The sequence below is a fragment of the Nonomuraea sp. NPDC050680 genome, assembly GCF_040654555.1.
Classification (GTDB): domain Bacteria; phylum Actinomycetota; class Actinomycetes; order Streptosporangiales; family Streptosporangiaceae; genus Nonomuraea.
The window spans coordinates 894,509-910,870 of record NZ_JBFAIF010000003.1; the positions used below are offsets into that span (position 1 = coordinate 894,509).

Consider the following 16,362-nt stretch of genomic DNA (forward strand, 5'->3'; position numbering starts at 1 on the left):
CGGGTACGGTGGCCTGCGTGGTTGAACATTCCCTCGCCCAACGGCATATCTTCCCCCGAATGGTGAGATTTGCGGACATCGACTCACTTGGGCATGTGAACAACGTCCGCTTCTTCGACTATCTGGAGGACGCCCGGCTGGGGATGCTCCACATCGATCCGTACAAGGCGGGTGACGCCCCCTTCAACGGACTGGTCGTCTCCCGGCACGAGATCGACTACCTGCGCCCGCTCGGCTTCCGCCCCGAGCCGGTCCGGGTGGAGACCTGGGTGACGGAGATCAGACCGGTCCGGTTCACGCTGGAGTACGAGATCCGCGACGACGAGGAGCTGTTCGTCCGGGCCACCTCGGTGATCGTCGCCTACGACGTCGAACGTGCCGCGCCGCGCAGGCTGACCTCCGACGAACTCGGCTACCTGCGGCGGTTCATGTCGGCATGAAGCGCTGGCTGATGCTTGGTCTGGGGGTCAACGCGCACGCCAGCGTCACGCTGGGGCTGTTCGGGCTGCCGCTCGTCATGCCGGACATCCAGCGATATTTCGGTGTCTCGCTGCCGGTCGCCGGGGTCATCGGCAACGCTCCGGCCTTAGGCATCCTGCTGTCCCTGGTCGCCTGGGGCATGCTGGCCGACCGGCGGGGCGAGCGGCTGGTGCTCGGCGTCGGCGTCGGGCTGGCCGCCGTGCTGTTCGCCGCACTGGCCTTCGTGACCGAGATCTGGGCGGTGGTCCCGCTACTCGCCCTGGCCGGGGCCGCGGGGTCCGCGGCCATGGTCGGCGGCGGCCGGATCGTGCTGCGCTGGTTCGAGCCGCCGGAGCGCGGCGTCGCGATGGGCCTGCGCCAGGTCTCCTACACCCTCGGCATGGCCGTCGCCGCGTTCGTCCTGCCGCCGATCGCGCGGGCCCACGGCATCTCGGGCGTGTTCATCGTCTGCGCCGGAGTCAGCCTGCTCGCCGCCGTCCTGGCCGCTCTCTTCCTGGCCGAGCCGCCGCACGCGATCTCGGGCGCCCGTACGGCACCGGCCGCCTCGCCGTACCGTCAGCCCGCGCTCTGGCGGGTGCACGCGACCAGCGCGCTGCACGTGGTGCCCCAGGTCGTCGTCAGTACGTACGGCGTGGCCTGCCTGGTCGGCGTCTACGGCTGGGACGGCGTACGGGCGGGACAGCTCTTCGGCGTGGCGGCCATCGGCGGCGCGGTGATACGTATCGCGGCCGGACGCTGGTCCGACCGGACCGGCCTGCGGATGGCGCCGCTGCGGCTGCTGACGTTCGGCTCACTGGCCGTGCTGGCCCTGCTGGTGCTGGGCGCGGTCACCGAGTCGTGGCTCGGCCCGGCCATGCTGGCGCTGGCCGCGGTGATCACCGTGGCGGGGAACGGGCTCGCCTACCTCTCGGCGGGCGAGCTCGCCGGCCCCGGATGGGCGGGGCGGGTGCTCGGCACCCACAACACCATCCAGAACGTCGTGTCCCTCGGCGTCACGCCGCTGGCCGGGCTACTGATCACGGCCACGGGCTACTGGGCCGGGTTCGCGGCGGGGCTGGCGTGCGCGCTGATCTCGCTGCCCGTCATCCCCACCCGCGGCGAGCGCCACGCCACCGCGGAGCCGGAAGCGTCCAGGCCGTCGGGATGACGTACGCGGCCAGTTCCGGCCGTCAGGATGACGCACCCGACCAGTTCCGGCCGTCAGGATGACGCACCCGACCAGTTCCGGCCGTCAGGATGACGCACGTAGCCAGACGGCGGTGTCGGGTGGCAGCAGGTCGCCGTCGAGTGGCCCGCTGGGCAGCAGGACCCCGCCGTGCGACGGCAGCCGCACCGGCTCGGTGCCGCAGTTGAGGGCGCAGATCAAGGATCCGCGGGTGAAGAAGAGCGAGCCTTCGGGGGAGTCCAGCCACTCCAGCGTGTAGGGCAGCGATCCCACCAGCTCACGGCGGCAGGCCAGGGCCCGGCGATAGAAGGACAGCGTCGATCCCGGATCGGCGGCCTGGGCCGCCGCGCTGAGCGCCGCGAACGCGGCCGGCTGCGGCAGCCACGGCGCCACCCCGTCGGGGGAGAACCCGTACGACCGGCCGTCGGCCGACCACGGCAGCGGCACCCGGCAGCCGTCGCGGCCGACCAGCTCGCCCTTCGACTGGATGAAGACCGGGTCCTGGCGCGCCTCCGGGGGAAGATCCTTCACCTCTGGGAGTCCAAGTTCCTCCCCCTGGTAGAGATATGCCGACCCGGGAAGGGCCAGCATCGTGAGCACCGCCGCCTTGGCCCGCATCAGACCCGTGCCCGGATCGGCGGTGTCGTAGCGGGTGCGGTGCCGTACGACGTCGTGGTTGGACAGCACCCACGTGGCGAACGGGACCGCGGCCAGCGTGTCGTCGATGACCTTCTTGAACGCGGTCGGCGACCAGGGCGCCTGCAGCCAGGCGAAGTTGAAGCTCTGCTGCAACTCGTCGGGGCGCACGTAGAGCGCCAGGTCCTCGGAGCTGTCCGTCCACACTTCGCCCACCGCCATGCGCTCGCCGGGATAGCCGTCGAGCAGCTTGCGCCAGGACCGGTAGACCTCGTGCACCTCCGGCTGGCCCCAGATCGGGGAGACCGACTTGAACGACTGGTCCTGGATGTCGGGCAGCCCCCACGCCTTGTACAGGCCCATCGCCACGTCGATGCGGAACCCGTCGACCCCCCGGTCGAGCCAGAACCGCAGGATGTCGAGGAACTCCCGGTGGATCTCGGGGTTGCGCCAGTTGAAGTCCGGCTGGCCGGGGGCGAACAGGTGCAGGTAATACTGCCCGTCCGGCAGCTTCGTCCAGGCGGGTCCGCTGAACGTGGACTGCCAGTTGTTCGGCTCGGCACGGAAGATGTAGCGGTCACGGTGCTCGCCGCGCAGCGCGGCCTGGAACCAGGGGTGCTCCGAGGAGCTGTGGTTGGGCACCACGTCCACGAGGACCTTCAGCCCGAGCCGGTGCGCGTCCGCGACCAGCGACTCGAAGTCGTCCAGCGTCCCGAACAGCGGGTCGACGCCGCGGTAGTCGGCCACGTCGTAGCCGCCGTCGGCCATCGGCGAGGGATAGAAGGGGGTCAGCCAGATCGCGTCGACCCCGAGCTCCACCAGGTACGGCAGGCGCTCACGCACTCCGGCCAGATCGCCGACGCCGTCTCCTGAGGCGTCGGCGAAGCTGCGAACATAGATCTCGTAGACGACGGCATCACGCCACCAGGGGATGTCCATGGGGCGGTCATGCCCGCTATGTCGGAGAGTTCACCATGCTGTGTGCCGCGTAGACCAGGTAATCCCAGAGCTTGGTCTGCTGTTCCTGCGGCAACTCCAGCGACTCGACCGCGTCGTGCATGTGCCGCAGCCAGGCGTCGCGCTCGGCCTCGCCGATGACGAACGGGTTGTGCCGCATCCGCAGCCGCGGGTGCCCGCGCTCCTGGCTGTAGGTGGTGGGGCCGCCCCAGTATTGAATGAGGAACCCCCGCAACCGGTCTTCGGCCCCGGTGAGGTCTTCCTCCGGGTAGAGCGGGAGCAGCAGCGGATCCTGCGCGATCCCCTCATAGAAGCGGTGTACGAGTCGCCGGAAGGTCTCCTCGCCGCCGACGGCCTCGTAGAAGGAGGTTTCTTCAGTCACCGTACAAGCCTATGCGGTGGCGACCATGGGGATGCCCGCGGCGTCGAGCGCGGACTTGACCTGGAGCCTGAGCTCCCGCGCGACCTGCGCCTGCTTGGACGGCATCGTCTTGGCGGAGATCCGGAACACCAGCGAGCTGTCGGACAGCTGCTCCACGCCGACCACGGAGGGTTCCTCCACGATGAGCGTCTCGCGGAAGTCGGTGTCGGCCCAGATCTCCTCGGCCACGTGCTCCAAGATAGCTCGAACGGTGGTGACGTCGGTGTTCCAGGCGACGGGGACGTCGAGGTAGGCCCGCGACCAGCCCTGCGACTCGTTGCCGATGCGGGTGATGGTGCCGTTGCGGATGTACCACACGCGGCCGTCGGCGTCACGCAGCCTGGTGACGCGCAGGGTGACCGCCTCGACGGTGCCGACCGCGGCGCCCGAGTCGATCACGTCGCCCACGCCGTACTGGTCTTCCAGCAGCATGAACATGCCCGCGATGAAGTCCTTGACCAGCTCCTGCGCGCCGAAGCCGATCGCCACGCCGAGGATGCCGACGCTGGTGAGCAGGGGAGCGATGGGGATCGTCAGCCGGTCGAGCACGGTCAGCACGGCGGTGCCCATGATGACGATCGAGGCGATGTGCTGGAGCACCGAGCCCATCGTCTCGGCGCGTTGCTTGCGCCGCTCGTGGAGCAGGGCGTCGATGCCCTCGGTCGCGGCGCCGGCCCTGCGGAACCGGCCGGTGATCGTGCCGCCACCGGCGGCGGCACGGCCGACCACCCGGGTGATCAGGCGCTTGGCGATGTTCCGCACGGCGAGGGCGAGCACCAGGATCAGGACGACCGTGATGAGCGTGGCGATGAGCGGGGCGAGGAAACCCACAGGGAGCAAGGTTTGCAGGAACCCGCAGATGACCTTGTCCTGCCCACAGACCTCACCCACATCGCTGATCATCTTCAACGGGTCCAGGGGACTCGGTGGAGGAGTAGTAGGCGGTGCCAGCAGGAACACTGGTTGGGTCCCCTTCCGGAAGCGGTTCGGTCGACGGACTTTTCGAGCGGAACGTTCAAAAAGATACCGCCGACCGAACCGGCCGCAGTCACATCACGCCGGGGAAGACGGGGTCATCAGGCCCCATGGGCCGCGGAGGGCGAGGCCTGATGCTCCGGTGACGTGCGGCTCGGCTGGGACACACACCCGGAAGCATGTCCCAAGCCGTTTCCGGGAGGGGTCCCCCGAACACCCTCCAGGCGGACCTGGAGGGCATCTCCTGTGTACGGCTGGCTGGCCGTACAAGCACGAGTCCCGCGAGAAGCGGAACCGGCGGGATGACCAGAGCCCCTGCGGTGTGCAGGAGACCCTCCGCACCGGCCACCCCGCCGGCTCCGAGAAGCCGCCATGGATGCGGTGAACCGTGGTGGCTGCGCTCCACCCGGACCACCGCGTCATCATTCCCCCACGGCGGCGAGCACGCGTGCGACCTTGGTCGCCGCACCAGCCGGGTCGTCGGCCGTATGCATGCGCTCACCCCAGGACCAGCAGTACCACCAGTCCGGAAGCTCGGCGACCGCAGTAGGCCGGCAGGTGACGCTCTCGGTCAGGCTGGTCGCGTTCGGATTGATGACCCGGACGAACACCCGCCCGTTCTGGGTCCGAACCACTCGTGCGAGCAAGCCACGAGCGTCGAGCTCCGACACCAAACGCTCCAGGTGCCCGAAGTTGTCGTCCCCCACCTTTCGTCCTCCCTTGAATCGTTGCTGGTGGGCCAAAGATGACTCAAGTCAACGGAGTGCGCAACGAGGGGTTTCTGCTCATGGGGAGCCCGTTCTCACTCATAGGTGATAAGAAACAGTCCGCCGGAGGACGATCCTTAACCGGAACCTCCAAGAAGGCGTTTCCAACCTCTCATCAATGCGCCATAGTCATTGGTAGGCGCAGCGCGACCTTAACGCTACGCTCGGTTAGCATTTTCGGACCGATGGTGCGTGAGAGGGGCCGGGATGTCCGGCAGGCAGCACAGAGAGACGGAGATGGCGCGGCGGATCCGGGCCAGAGGGCTCGCCACCGGGCGCACCTCCGCTCAGATCGCTGAGGAGATCCACGAACACTGTGGACCCCAGTTCGGCACGACCAGGATCAAGGGACATCGCCTCTCATACGGCATCGCCCTGGCCGACGTCATCGAGCAGGTCAGAGCCCTGTTCGAGCGCGACGGCAAGTCTCAGCCCGGCATCGGCGAAACCCTGCTGTCCGCCTACGAGAGCGGGCTCAAACGGCCGGGCCCCGAATATCTCCACTACCTCTGCTCGGTCTATCGGGTCGAGCCGGGCTCCCTCGGCTACGAGGGCCCGTGCATCTGCGGCCATGGCCACCGGATGCCCGGGGTGGTCGGCACCGAGGTCAAGGAGCGGCTCCCAGCCGCGAGCCAGCAACGCGAGCTGCTGGTGCCGCCGGAGACGACGACGCCGGCCCCCTCCGACGAGGAGGACGAGAACATCCTGCGCCGCACCCTGCTGAAGCTGCTGAACAACAGCACCCAGTCCGCCAAGTTCGAGGGCGAGGTGCTGGGCGCCTGCGAGGGCATCAGACGGCGGATGGACGCCATGCTCGTGTCGGCCACTGTCTCTCCCGCCATGCTCGATCAGTGGGAAGAGGCCACGCTGGCCTTCGGGCGCCAATACACCACCACCGCGCCGCTGCGGCTGCTGTGCGACGTGCTGCTCGAACTCAGCGCCGTGCACAGTGTCATGTCCTGCCGCCAGCCCATCGACCTGCAGGAGCGCCTGTGCCGCATGGCCGCGCAGCTGGCCGGGCTGAGCGGCATGATCATGATCAACCTCGGCGACCACCGGCTGGCCCGCTCCTTCTTCCGCACCGGCCGCACGGCCGCCGACGAGACCGGCGACCGCGCGCTGCGGGCCTGGGTGACGGCTCGCGAGGCGCTCGTCCCGCTCTACTACGGCGACGCCCGCGAGGCGCTCAACCTGGCCAAGAAGAGCCGCGACCTGGCCGGCCAGACACCGTGCGCCGCGCAGGCCATGGCGCCGGTCGTCGAGGCCCGCGCGCTGGCCATGATCTCGGGCGTCGACAGCAAGAAGGAGGTCGTCGACCAGGCCAAACGCGCCCTGGCGCGGGCCAGGAACGCCTTCTCGCACATGAAGTCGCACGAGCGCGAGGACATGGCCTTCGGCTACACCGAACGGCAGCTCTACTTCTACCAGGGCGACGTCCTCACGAAGCTCGGACAGACCCTCGAAGCCGAGGTGGTGCTCGACCAGGCACTCGACAAATACCAAGATCACATCATCGACCAGACGCTGATCAGGCTGGACCGCGCACAGTGTCGCCTGATCGAGGGGGACATCCAGGAGGCCATCGTCATGGGCAGGGAGGCGATGCGTCTGCTCGGCCCCGAATACCGCACCGATTTCATCATGCGCCCGGCTGTCGCGCTGGCACAGGCGATCAAGGCGCGCGACGCGAATCATCCCGACCTGGCCGTGTTCATGGAGGAACTGCGTCCTACTGAACTGGCCACCGGGGAAGGGAGTGCATGAAGCTGAAGATCCGACGTTATCGTTGGTCTGACCTCGACCCCATCCTCGTCCTGCACCACATCTGTCTCGCCGAGGTGGGACTGGCGCCGGGCGACGGTGTTTACTACGACGACGACTTCCCCCGCATCCAGGAGCTCTACCTGGCGTGCGGCGGTGACTTCCTCGTCGGAGAGCTCGGCTCGCGGGTCGTGGCCATGGGCGGCCTGAGACCCATCGACTCGGAGACGGCCGAGGTGTGCCGCCTGCGGGTCCATCCGGGCTTCCAGCGGCGCGGGTTCGGCGCCACCATGCTGCGGGCCTTGGAGAAACGGGCGGTGGAGCTGGGATTCCATCACGTCCGCGGAGACACGACGCTCAACCAGGGGGCCGCCTTGGCGCTGTACGAGCGCCACGGCTGGCGGGAGATCGCCCGGCGGCAGGTCGGTGACCTCGTCGTCGTCTATGGCGAGAAGCGCCTGGTGCCGGAGGAGGGCGACCGCCGGCGGGTCGTCGAGTCGGCCGACGCGCTCGAATCGTAGAGCCATAGCCCCCGTGCCTGCCCGGGCCGAAGTGCGCGGGCAGGCACACTCCGTAGTCGCGCGGTCGGGCGGGCGAGCGGAGGTGACGGAAATGGTGCCCCAGGGACTCCTGTGGATAGAGATGTACGCACCCGCGGGTGAGGCCCGTTCCTCTCGGTGGTACAGGAGCATCCCCGACTGCTGCCTGTACATCGATGGCTGCTGATTGTAGTGAGATGCTTTTTGGCATGGCCGTTGTGCCCGCTCCCCGGCCCCTCCTGGGAGCCGTGCTCCTGTTGTTCGTCAGCGCCGCATGGGGGTCGGCGTTCCCGCTGATGAAAGATCTCATCCTCCGGTTACCCGTCGAGGACCTGCTCGCCGAGCGCTACCTCCTCGCGGCGCTCACCCTGTACCTGCTCCGGCCGCGCAGCCTCCGGCGCCTGTCTCGGCGGACCTGGGTCAACGGGGTCATCCTGGGGGTCATGTTCGGCGTCGGGCAGTGCGCCCAGGCCATCGCGCTCGACAGTCTCCCGTCGGCGGTCTCGGGGTTCGCCGTCGGGTGCAACGTGGTCATCACCCCGATCCTGGCCCTGGCGGTGTTCCGGGCCAAGGTGCTCCGCCGGGTCTGGGTGGGCGTGGGACTCGCCTTGGCCGGCATGACCGTATTCACGTTGATGCGCGGCACGGAGGACCGGGAGATCTCCTTGCTCGCCCTCGGGGTGACGCTCGGGGCCGCCGCCCTCTACTCCGGCCACACGCTGTTCCTCTCGCGGCTCTCGGGTGGCGAGAAGGTCTTCGACGCCTACGCGCTCACCGTCATCCAGCTCGCCACGATCGGCGCCATGGCCGGTGTGCTGGCCGTGCGCGACAGGATCGCGGTGCCCGCCACCCTGCCTGACTGGGGGATACTCGCCCACCTCTCCGTCGTCTCGTGTGCTCTGGGCTTCCTGGCCCGCTCGTACGGTCAGGCGCACGTGTCGGCCATCCCCAGCGCCGTGCTGATGTCATCCCAGCCACTCTGGGTGACGTTGATCGCGGTGATCTGGTTCCACGAGCAGGTGGGCCTGAGCATGATCGTGGGCGGCGGGCTGATGGCGGCCGCGATGCTGCTGGCCGTGCCCAGTAGGGGCTCGCCGCGAGAGGTGGGCGACCGGGCCCTGGTCGTGGTGACCAGGAGGGCCAGGAGGGTGCTGGCCGATCTGAAGATCAAGCGGGACGATCCGCTGAAGCTGGAGCGGCGCGCCGTGTCGTACCCCGCCAAGACCGCCTGCGCGCGCGCCGAGGCGTGCCCGTGGAACGACCGTTCGCACAAGGGGGCGAGGGAGCCCAGTCTCGATCGGCTGATCGAGCAGGCTACCGATATCGTCCGGGCGAAGAACCTTTCTCACGACGGTTGCCCATCGGATGGGCTCGTCGGCCGTTGTCTGTGCGCGTTGGTCGAGGAATCTGGACAGAAGAGGTCGATGTCAATAGCCCGCTGGTTTCGGTCCCAATAGGCCCCTAATCTCAGTCAAAAAACCAGAGGTTCTTATTGATTGGCCGCTCACTTATTCGCCAGAAATCTTGATATTCGCTGAGGTGTCCGATAGTGGTGAGTAAACCCAAAAGTGAGAGGTTCATCATGAAGCGCATCGCCGTCCGCAAGCCTGGCACCGCAAGGCTTGCCGGGACCTCCAGCGTCATACATAAGGGGTGATCGAGGGGAGATCCCATCTCAGGGCTCGGGGGGGCCCGCCCGGCCGATGGGAGGCAGTAGATCTGCTGATGCCGGTGATCGACGGGCACAGACGGCCCCTGGGCCCCTACACCGTCGGATCCGCGCTGCTGCACCACCTGGTCCTGGCCGCCTTGGACAGCTCCAAGGAGCTCGTGACGGCTCATGACATCGAGATCCGAGCAGTAGCACCTGGTCTGTGTGACCGGGTGCCACCCCGCAGGATGGCCCTGGACGCGGGCCTGTCCGATGACGAGCGCATTCTGGTGCCCGCGCCGCGCCGCTCACTGCGGCTGGCCAACGGGATCGCGGAGTTCGTCCGTGCGGTGGTGCCGCCCGGCTGCGCGCTGGCGGTGTGCAACGCCGACGCCGCCGACCCCACCGACGTCGAACTGCTCGACGTGCTGATGCGCAGGATCCCCCCGGACATCCTGACGATCATGGTCTACTCCGGCGGGCCGGAGCCGCCCGAGGACTCGCGCGATGCCGATGAGCTGTGGGAGCTCGTCGACCGCTGCACGAGGGAGGGCTTCCTGCACGCGCTGGTCGAGCTGGGCCAGCTCGGCCTCGCGCGCACCGAGCCCGGCAGCCGGCGGTGGTGGCTCTTCGCACAGCGCACCGCGACCGCGCTCGGCGCGCTCGGCCAGACGCTCGAGGCCCGCGTGCTGTGGGAGGCCGCCCGCCGCTCCAGCCAGGATCCCGCCGTCCACTCCGCCAGCGCGTACGGCACCGCCATGCTCGACGCCCGCAACTCCGACGCCGCCCAGCGCGACCTGGGCCGGGCCACGGGCTGGATCAACCAGGCGATAGCCATCTCCAGCCTGCTGCCCGACCCCATGGAACGCGCCTTCAAGCTCGGCTTCGACCGCAACGGGCTCGCGCTGATCGAGCTGCGGCAGGGCCGTCCCGAGGCCGCGCTCACCCTGGTGGACTCCGCCCTCGACCTGGCCCGTGAGCTGGGTGAGCGGCACCCGGTGCACCGGATGGTGCTGCTGGCCAACCGCGCCCAGCTGCTGGCCTCGCTCGGGCGGGTCAAGGAGGCGCTGGAGGAGTACGGCGCGGCCATCGCGATCGACCCGATGTTCCCCGACTACTACCTCGACCGCGGCAACCTGCTCTACCGGCTCGGGCGGCACGAGGAGGCGCTGGCCGACTACGAGTGGGCGATGCGGGCCGGGCCGCCGCTGCCCGAGGCGTACTACAACCGGGCCGAGCTGCGCGTCGTACGGGACGACCTCGACGGCGCCCTCATCGACCTCGGCCGGGTGATCGAGCTGGACCCGGACTACCTGGACGCCTACATCAACCGGGCGGGCCTGCTGGCCATGCTGGAGCGGGACGAGGAGGCCAGGGCCGATGTGACGGCCGGGCTCGGTCAGTCGCCGGGCAACCCGTACCTGCTGGTCGTGCTGGGCCAGCTGGACACCGCGGCCGGTCGGCTGAGTGAGGCCCGCCGGGCGCTGGACCTGGCGGTCGACGCGGCTCCCGAGCTGGCGTCGGCCTGGGGCAACCGTGGCGTGCTGCGCTATGAGTCGGGGGACTGGGTGGGCGCGCTGGCCGACCTGACGCAGGCCATCACCCTCGAACCCCAGCAGCCGACCCTCTACGACAACCGCGCCGTGGTCCGCCGCGCCCTGGGCCACCCGGCCGAGGCGGCGGCCGACGACGAGCGGGCGGCACGTCTCCGGTCGGCCAGTATGTAGGGCATCCGCGGTTGGACAGGGCATCGGCCAGTATGTAGGGATGCCGAAGCAACGGGCGGCCAGGGCGGCGGCGGTCTACGCGGCCCTGGGCGTTCTCTGGTGGGCCACCGCCCGCATCGGATGGACGGCCGTCGGCTGCGAGCAGTGGAACTGCCTGCCTCCGGCGCTCGGCACCCTTCTAGTGATCACCGTGGGCATGTTCGCCCTGTCGGCCGTGGTGCTCAACCGGGTGGAGGTACGCCCGGGCTTCCGCGTGGCCTGGGTGACGGCCGCCATGCTGATGGTTTTCCGGGTGGCGGGTGAGGTGCTCCCGTCCTCGTCGTCCAGATTCGCCCACGTGGTGATGTCGGCGGTGGCGTTCGCGATGGCGGGCGCCATGGCGGCCTTCGCGACGGACGTGGAGGTCGCCAAGAGGAGGCGGCTGCTCGTGTCGCTCGGTGTCCCGGCTCTGGTGTTCGTCGCGATCGCGGTGTCCTGGTGGTGGCGCGGTCCTTGATCCGGCGACCCGCCGGACGCGGAGTGGCGCGAAGGGCGCTGGGAGAGCCCTTCCTACGGCTACGGTTGGACCCGTGGCCTTTGACGAGCTGTTGCGTGACCTGCGGGAAGGAGCCAGCGCTCAGGCGGCGGGCATCAGGCGCGGCTACGGAGGCCCGCCCGCCCGCGCGGTGAGCGTCCGCTCCGGCCTGGCCCGGCTTCGCTGCGCCTCGCTGCTCAAGCCGCTGTACGCGTGGGTGTCGGCCGCGCACATCCCCGACGCCGAGCGCTGGCGCCGCCACGCCGAGCCCGCGGTGGTCGTCTCGTCCAACGCCGACACGCTCAACCTCTGGCTCGCGGTCGGGCCACGGGTCATCCTGGACGACATCTACCAGCGCACGGGCGTCGTCTGGGCGCCGCCCAACGGCGATCCGTCGCGCTTCGGCTCGGTCGAGGTGGCGGCCGACGAGGTCGCCATCGCCTACGCGTCGCTCGCCCAGACCGCCGCCGCCGGCGACCCGGTGGCGGCCACGGTCCTCGACTGGATGCGCGAGGTCACGGGCCAGCAGGCGTTCGGCGCCCGCGAGGCGCTCGGCTCGCCGGAGGCCGGGGTCAAGTGCGGCTGGTACGGCGCGCCGGACGAGACCTGCCTGCGCACGCATGCCGTGGCGGTGCTCCCCAGAGGCGGCACCCGGGCGGCGGTCGTGGTGGGGATGACGGCGCAGCCCTACACCGACCCGGGGGAGCGGGAGAACTACCAGGCCCGGGTGACCGAAGGGCTGCCGGTGGAGGGCGAGCACGAGAAGGTGGCGGGCGAGCTGCTGCGCGGGCTGATGCGGACCACGCTGACGGAGCTGGGCCACCGCCACACGTCCTGAGCCCGCTATATTTCCCTGTTCATGGTGAGAATCACGGTGCTGGGCGGCTGCGGGGCATGGCCGGCGGCCGGGCAGGCGTGCAGCGGCTACCTGGTCGAACACGACGGGTTCCGGGTGCTGATCGATCCCGGTTACGCCACCCTGCCCAGGCTGCTGGTGTCGACGGCCGCCGAGGAGATCGACGCGGTGCTGGTCACGCATGGCCACCCCGACCACTGCGCCGACCTGAACCCCCTCCTGCGGGCCCGCGCCCTGGGTGACGCGCCGCCGGCCGCGCTGCCGGTGTACGCGCCGCCTGAGGCCCTCACCGCCGTGCTCGCGCTGGACAAAGCCCGGATGCTGGCCGGTAGCTTCGTCTCGTACGACCTGGCTCCCGACAAGCCGTACGAGATCGGGCCCTTCCGTCTGGACACCTGGTCGCTCCCGCACCATGTGCCCAACGCGGGACTCCGGCTGACCGGCGGCGGCCGGGTGGTCGCGTACACGGGAGACACCGGGCCCGCCCCCGAGCTGGCCGAGCTGGCCCGGGACGCCGACGTGCTGCTGGCCGAGGCGACCTATCCCGAACAGGTGCCCGACGAGGACGCGCCCTACTTGTCGAGCGCTCTGGACGCGGGTCATACGGCGGCCCGCGCCGGGGTGGCCCGGCTGGTGCTCACCCACCTGTGGCCGGACACCCCGCCCGAGCCCGCGCTGGCGGCGGCCGCCAGGACGTATGGCGGCGAGCTGGCCGTGGCCACGGGCGGCCTCACCCTGGACTTCTGATCGTGCGTCAGGTCGCTCGTGGCCATCCGTTGCCTCACGCTGGACGTGTGACCGTGGGTCAGGCCGGTCCCGTCAGCTTGGCTATCACCTCGGCCAGCTCGGGCGGCTCGACGCCGTGCGGCAGCTCGTCGGCGGCGAACCACCGGTAGCCGAGGTAGGCCCGAGCCTCCTCGTCCGTGAGCTCGCCGGGGTCCACCTCGGGGGCTTTCCCGGGGAAACAGGCCAGGTAGAACGGCTCGGTCTTCACGTACCGCACCCCGAGCCAGCTGAAGTCCCGATGCACGGGCACCCACTGATCACGCACCGCCGACCCCGGCAGGCCGGTCTCCTCGGTCAGCTCCCGGGCGGCCGCTTCCAGGGGCGTCTCGCCGGGATCGATCCCGCCACCCGGCGGCTCCCAGATCGCCTCGCCCCTGATGTGGTCATGCCAGCGCACGAGCAGCACCCGGCCCTCGGCGTCCACGCAGACCACCCGCGCTGCGGGACGGTCGCTGCTGATCTGGTGGGACTCCACGCGTCCTCCTCACGCACGTACCGGGTCAGCGTTTCATGGAGCCGTCGGCGATGGCGTCGGCGGCCTCGCCGATGGCCATGCCGACGATTTCCAGGCGGCGCACCAGCTCACGTTGCTTCATCGCGTCGGACGTCAGCTCGCCCGAGAAGATGCGGGCGATCTCGTACTGGTACATCCGCCTGATGGACCTGCCGGTCTTCTTCGCCTCCAGCGCGTCATGGAGCACGGCCGAGGGGCGGGAGGCGAGGTCGCGGACGGCGTTCTCCAGGGCGTCGATGCCATCGATGACCTGGTCGAGCAGCGGTGCGAAGCGGAGCTGGTCCGGCACCCGGTAGAGGTGCGACTCGCGCACGAAGTCGCGCAGCGAGTCCAGGACGTCGTCGATCGAGCGGGAGAGGCGGTAGAGGTCCTCCCGGTCGATCGGCGTGACCAGAGCGGACTTGAGCTCCTCCACCAGGGCGCGCCGCTCCTCGTCGCCGAGGTGCTCGATCACCCGCATCTTCTCGTGGGCGCCCGTCCTGCCCACCTCCCCGCCGATCATGGCCATCGCCAGCCAGGCGCCCTCCTTGGTCGCCGCCAGCTGGCCGAGCAGGGCCTCGGTGAGCGCGCTGTCCATGCGTCCCGACAGCAACGCCTGGGCCCGTCGCAACCGCTTCATAGCGCCTGGTCCCGCCGCGACCGCTTCATGCCGTCACCTCCCTCACCGCGTACGACGCGACCGCGGCCACCAGCGCGCTCATCGGAAGCGTCAGCACCCAGGCGATGACGATCTTGACCGCGGCGTGCCAGCGGACGCGGCCGGCGCCCTGTGCCACCCCGGCGCCGATCAGCCCGCCCGCGATGGCCTGGGTCATGCTCACCGGCATACCCAGGGCCGAGCTGCCGATCACCGCGAGGCCTGAGGCCAGTTCGGCCGCCACACCGTGCAGGGGGCGGAAGACGATGAGCTCCCGGCCCAGCGTGCGTCCCGCCTTGGGCAGGCCGTACACGGTGCCGAACCCGAACAGCACCGCCACCAGCGAGGTGTAGATGAGCGGCGCGTTCGAGAAGCCCCCCGCGACCATCAGGACGGCCAGCACCTTCTGGCCGTCGTTGGCGGAGTAAGCGACGGTCTGCAGCAGGAAGCCCGCCCAGTGCCAGCGCGGAAGCCCCTTGCCGGTCGTCACCAGGAGCAGCAGAAGGATCACCACCCAGCCCAGCAGCCCGCCCGCGACGGGCGCGGCCAGGGCGAAGGCCAGCACCTGGGCGACCGACCCGGCCGAGACCGGCAGCCCCCAGCCCAGGCCGGCCCCGGTGAGGCCGCCGACGATGGCCAGGGTGAGGCTGGTCGGGAGGCCTTTCGCGCTCAGCGTCATGACCACGATCAGCGCGGCGGCCACCGCGACCGTCATCGCGATCTTCGCGCCCGGACCCTGGAACGTGGCCAGCCGGGTCACGAACGTTCGCGCGACCTGATGGGTCACCAGCGGCACCAACGCCATCAGCACCACCAGAGTGAGGGTGCCGACCGCCGGACGGATCGCGGGCAGTTTGAGCCCGGTCGCGAGCAGGGCGCCGCCGTCGTTCATCCCGGACACGAACGCGAACAGACAGGCGATCGCGATCAGTACGGAAGCATCCAAAGGCGGGGACTCCATCCCATTCGGGTCGATCTAGCGGGAGAGGCGCTCCACGTGCGCTGCCCGTCGGCCGTGCCGCCCGCCGGACGGCGATGTGGAGTCCGCCGCTGAGAGGTAGTCTGCCCAGGTCAGCCGGAAGCCACCCCGTGATCTCCTGTCCGCGAGAGTGAAAAGATGAGCTCTGCCGAATACATCCTCACCTTGTCCTGCCCCGACCGACCCGGTGTGGTGGCCGCGGTCTCGGGCCTGCTGGCCGGGCACGGGTGCAACATCATCGAGAGCCAGCAGTTCGGGGACCGGGAGGCGCAGCGGTTCTTCATGCGGGTCCAGTTCGCGGCGCCGCTGCCGGAGGACGAGCTGCGTGCGGCCTTCGCCGCCCTTGCGCCGGAGTTCGGCATGGAGATCAAGCTGCGCGACGTGGCCAGGAAGCCGCGGGTGCTCATCATGGTCAGCAAGTTCGACCACTGCCTCAACGATCTGCTCTACCGGGTGCGCGCCAAGGCCCTGGACATCGAGATCGTCGCCGTCGCGTCCAACCACCCCGACCTGCGTCCCCTGACGCAGTCGTACGGCATCGACTACCACCACCTGCCCGTCACCCCCGAGACCAAGCCCCGGCAGGAGGCGGAGGTGCTGGCGCTGGTCGAGCACTACCAGGTGGAGCTGGTGGTGCTGGCGCGCTACATGCAGGTGCTGTCGGAGGACCTCTGCGAGAAGCTGGCGGGGCGGGCCATCAACATCCACCACTCGTTCCTGCCGTCCTTCAAGGGCGCCCGGCCCTACCACCAGGCGCATGACCGGGGCGTCAAGCTGATCGGCGCGACGGCGCACTATGTCACGTCCAACCTGGACGAGGGGCCGATCATCGAGCAGGAGGTGGCCCGGGTGAACCACAGCCACTCCCCGGCGGACCTGGTGGCGATCGGGCGGGACGTGGAGTGCGTGGCGCTGGCCAGGGCCGTGAAGTGGCACGCCGAGCAGCGGGTGCTGCTCGACGGCCACCGGACGGTCATCTTCCCCCGCTGACGGTCCT

At 69.8% G+C, this 16,362-nt stretch carries 18 protein-coding genes; 10 read left to right on the plus strand and 8 right to left on the minus strand.

The annotated features are described in order from the left end of the window. Window positions 1–59 precede the first annotated feature (59 nt). Window positions 60–440, plus strand: a complete 381-nt coding sequence (locus AB0H88_RS15280) for a thioesterase family protein (protein ID WP_357644612.1) — start codon at window positions 60–62, stop codon at window positions 438–440. Continuing rightward, window positions 437–1,627 (plus strand): MFS transporter, encoded by a 1,191-nt coding sequence (locus AB0H88_RS15285; protein ID WP_357644614.1) that lies wholly within the window; start codon window positions 437–439, stop codon window positions 1,625–1,627. The genes AB0H88_RS15280 and AB0H88_RS15285 overlap by 4 nt, the downstream gene beginning before the upstream one ends. 84 nt (window positions 1,628–1,711) lie before the next feature. On the opposite strand, the gene AB0H88_RS15290 is transcribed toward AB0H88_RS15285, so the two are convergent. The 4 genes from AB0H88_RS15290 to AB0H88_RS15305 all read right to left on the minus strand — a co-directional run bounded on the left by AB0H88_RS15290 (window position 1,712) and on the right by AB0H88_RS15305 (window position 5,341). Further along, window positions 1,712–3,220 carry an alpha-amylase family glycosyl hydrolase gene (locus AB0H88_RS15290; protein ID WP_357644616.1) on the minus strand — a complete coding sequence of 503 codons (1,509 nt, stop codon included), beginning with the start codon at window positions 3,218–3,220 and terminating at the stop codon, window positions 1,712–1,714. 16 nt (window positions 3,221–3,236) lie between these two features. Then, window positions 3,237–3,620, minus strand: a complete 384-nt coding sequence (locus AB0H88_RS15295) for a globin (protein WP_357644618.1) — start codon at window positions 3,618–3,620, stop codon at window positions 3,237–3,239. A 9-nt stretch (window positions 3,621–3,629) separates the two neighbouring features. Further along, window positions 3,630–4,562: a mechanosensitive ion channel family protein gene (locus AB0H88_RS15300; protein WP_357644620.1), complete on the minus strand. Its 933-nt coding sequence runs from the start codon at window positions 4,560–4,562 to the stop codon at window positions 3,630–3,632. A 494-nt stretch (window positions 4,563–5,056) separates the two neighbouring features. After that, window positions 5,057–5,341 carry a hypothetical protein gene (locus AB0H88_RS15305; RefSeq protein WP_357644622.1) on the minus strand — a complete coding sequence of 95 codons (285 nt, stop codon included), beginning with the start codon at window positions 5,339–5,341 and terminating at the stop codon, window positions 5,057–5,059. A 297-nt stretch (window positions 5,342–5,638) separates the two neighbouring features. Between AB0H88_RS15305 and AB0H88_RS15310 the strand changes: the two genes are divergently transcribed. The 3 genes from AB0H88_RS15310 to AB0H88_RS15320 all read left to right on the plus strand — a co-directional run bounded on the left by AB0H88_RS15310 (window position 5,639) and on the right by AB0H88_RS15320 (window position 9,158). Further along, window positions 5,639–7,165 carry an XRE family transcriptional regulator gene (locus AB0H88_RS15310; RefSeq protein ID WP_357644624.1) on the plus strand — a complete coding sequence of 509 codons (1,527 nt, stop codon included), beginning with the start codon at window positions 5,639–5,641 and terminating at the stop codon, window positions 7,163–7,165. Beyond that, the gene (locus tag AB0H88_RS15315; RefSeq protein ID WP_357644625.1) at window positions 7,162–7,683 is read left to right on the plus strand and encodes a GNAT family N-acetyltransferase; all 522 of its coding nucleotides are present in this window, start codon (window positions 7,162–7,164) and stop codon (window positions 7,681–7,683) included. Before AB0H88_RS15310 ends, AB0H88_RS15315 begins: the two co-directional genes overlap by 4 nt. A 227-nt stretch (window positions 7,684–7,910) precedes the next feature. Continuing rightward, a complete protein-coding gene (locus AB0H88_RS15320) occupies window positions 7,911–9,158 on the plus strand; it encodes a DMT family transporter (protein WP_357644627.1) in 1,248 nt (415 codons plus the stop codon). A gap of 10 nt (window positions 9,159–9,168) precedes the next feature. Here the strand turns inward: AB0H88_RS15320 and AB0H88_RS15325 are convergent, their stop codons facing one another. After that, a complete protein-coding gene (locus tag AB0H88_RS15325) occupies window positions 9,169–9,345 on the minus strand; it encodes a hypothetical protein (protein ID WP_357644629.1) in 177 nt (58 codons plus the stop codon). Window positions 9,346–9,426: 81 nt separating this feature from the next. Between AB0H88_RS15325 and AB0H88_RS15330 the strand changes: the two genes are divergently transcribed. The 4 genes from AB0H88_RS15330 to AB0H88_RS15345 all read left to right on the plus strand — a co-directional run bounded on the left by AB0H88_RS15330 (window position 9,427) and on the right by AB0H88_RS15345 (window position 13,196). After that, window positions 9,427–11,079: a tetratricopeptide repeat protein gene (locus tag AB0H88_RS15330; RefSeq protein ID WP_357644631.1), complete on the plus strand. Its 1,653-nt coding sequence runs from the start codon at window positions 9,427–9,429 to the stop codon at window positions 11,077–11,079. A gap of 40 nt (window positions 11,080–11,119) precedes the next feature. After that, window positions 11,120–11,575 carry a hypothetical protein gene (locus AB0H88_RS15335; protein WP_357644632.1) on the plus strand — a complete coding sequence of 152 codons (456 nt, stop codon included), beginning with the start codon at window positions 11,120–11,122 and terminating at the stop codon, window positions 11,573–11,575. A gap of 73 nt (window positions 11,576–11,648) precedes the next feature. Further along, window positions 11,649–12,431: a hypothetical protein gene (locus tag AB0H88_RS15340; protein ID WP_357644634.1), complete on the plus strand. Its 783-nt coding sequence runs from the start codon at window positions 11,649–11,651 to the stop codon at window positions 12,429–12,431. Between the two features lie 21 nt (window positions 12,432–12,452). Next, the gene (locus AB0H88_RS15345; protein WP_357644636.1) at window positions 12,453–13,196 is read left to right on the plus strand and encodes an MBL fold metallo-hydrolase; all 744 of its coding nucleotides are present in this window, start codon (window positions 12,453–12,455) and stop codon (window positions 13,194–13,196) included. Window positions 13,197–13,254: 58 nt separating this feature from the next. Here AB0H88_RS15345 and AB0H88_RS15350 read toward each other — a convergent pair whose 3' ends face one another. From AB0H88_RS15350 to AB0H88_RS15360, 3 genes are read right to left on the minus strand one after another with little or no spacing between them, the layout of a single operon-like run. Continuing rightward, window positions 13,255–13,710, minus strand: coding sequence for an NUDIX domain-containing protein (locus AB0H88_RS15350; protein WP_357644638.1), 456 nt, complete (start codon window positions 13,708–13,710; stop codon window positions 13,255–13,257). A 25-nt stretch (window positions 13,711–13,735) separates the two neighbouring features. Beyond that, window positions 13,736–14,368, minus strand: a complete 633-nt coding sequence (locus AB0H88_RS15355; protein WP_357644640.1) for a DUF47 family protein — start codon at window positions 14,366–14,368, stop codon at window positions 13,736–13,738. Between the two features lie 25 nt (window positions 14,369–14,393). Continuing rightward, complete coding sequence (locus tag AB0H88_RS15360) at window positions 14,394–15,332, minus strand: inorganic phosphate transporter (RefSeq protein ID WP_357644642.1); 939 nt, start codon at window positions 15,330–15,332, stop codon at window positions 14,394–14,396. Between the two features lie 171 nt (window positions 15,333–15,503). Here AB0H88_RS15360 and purU point away from each other — a divergent pair, with 171 nt between their 5' ends. After that, a complete protein-coding gene (gene purU, locus AB0H88_RS15365; RefSeq protein ID WP_225292544.1) occupies window positions 15,504–16,355 on the plus strand; it encodes a formyltetrahydrofolate deformylase in 852 nt (283 codons plus the stop codon). The last annotated feature ends 7 nt before the right edge of the window (window positions 16,356–16,362 follow it).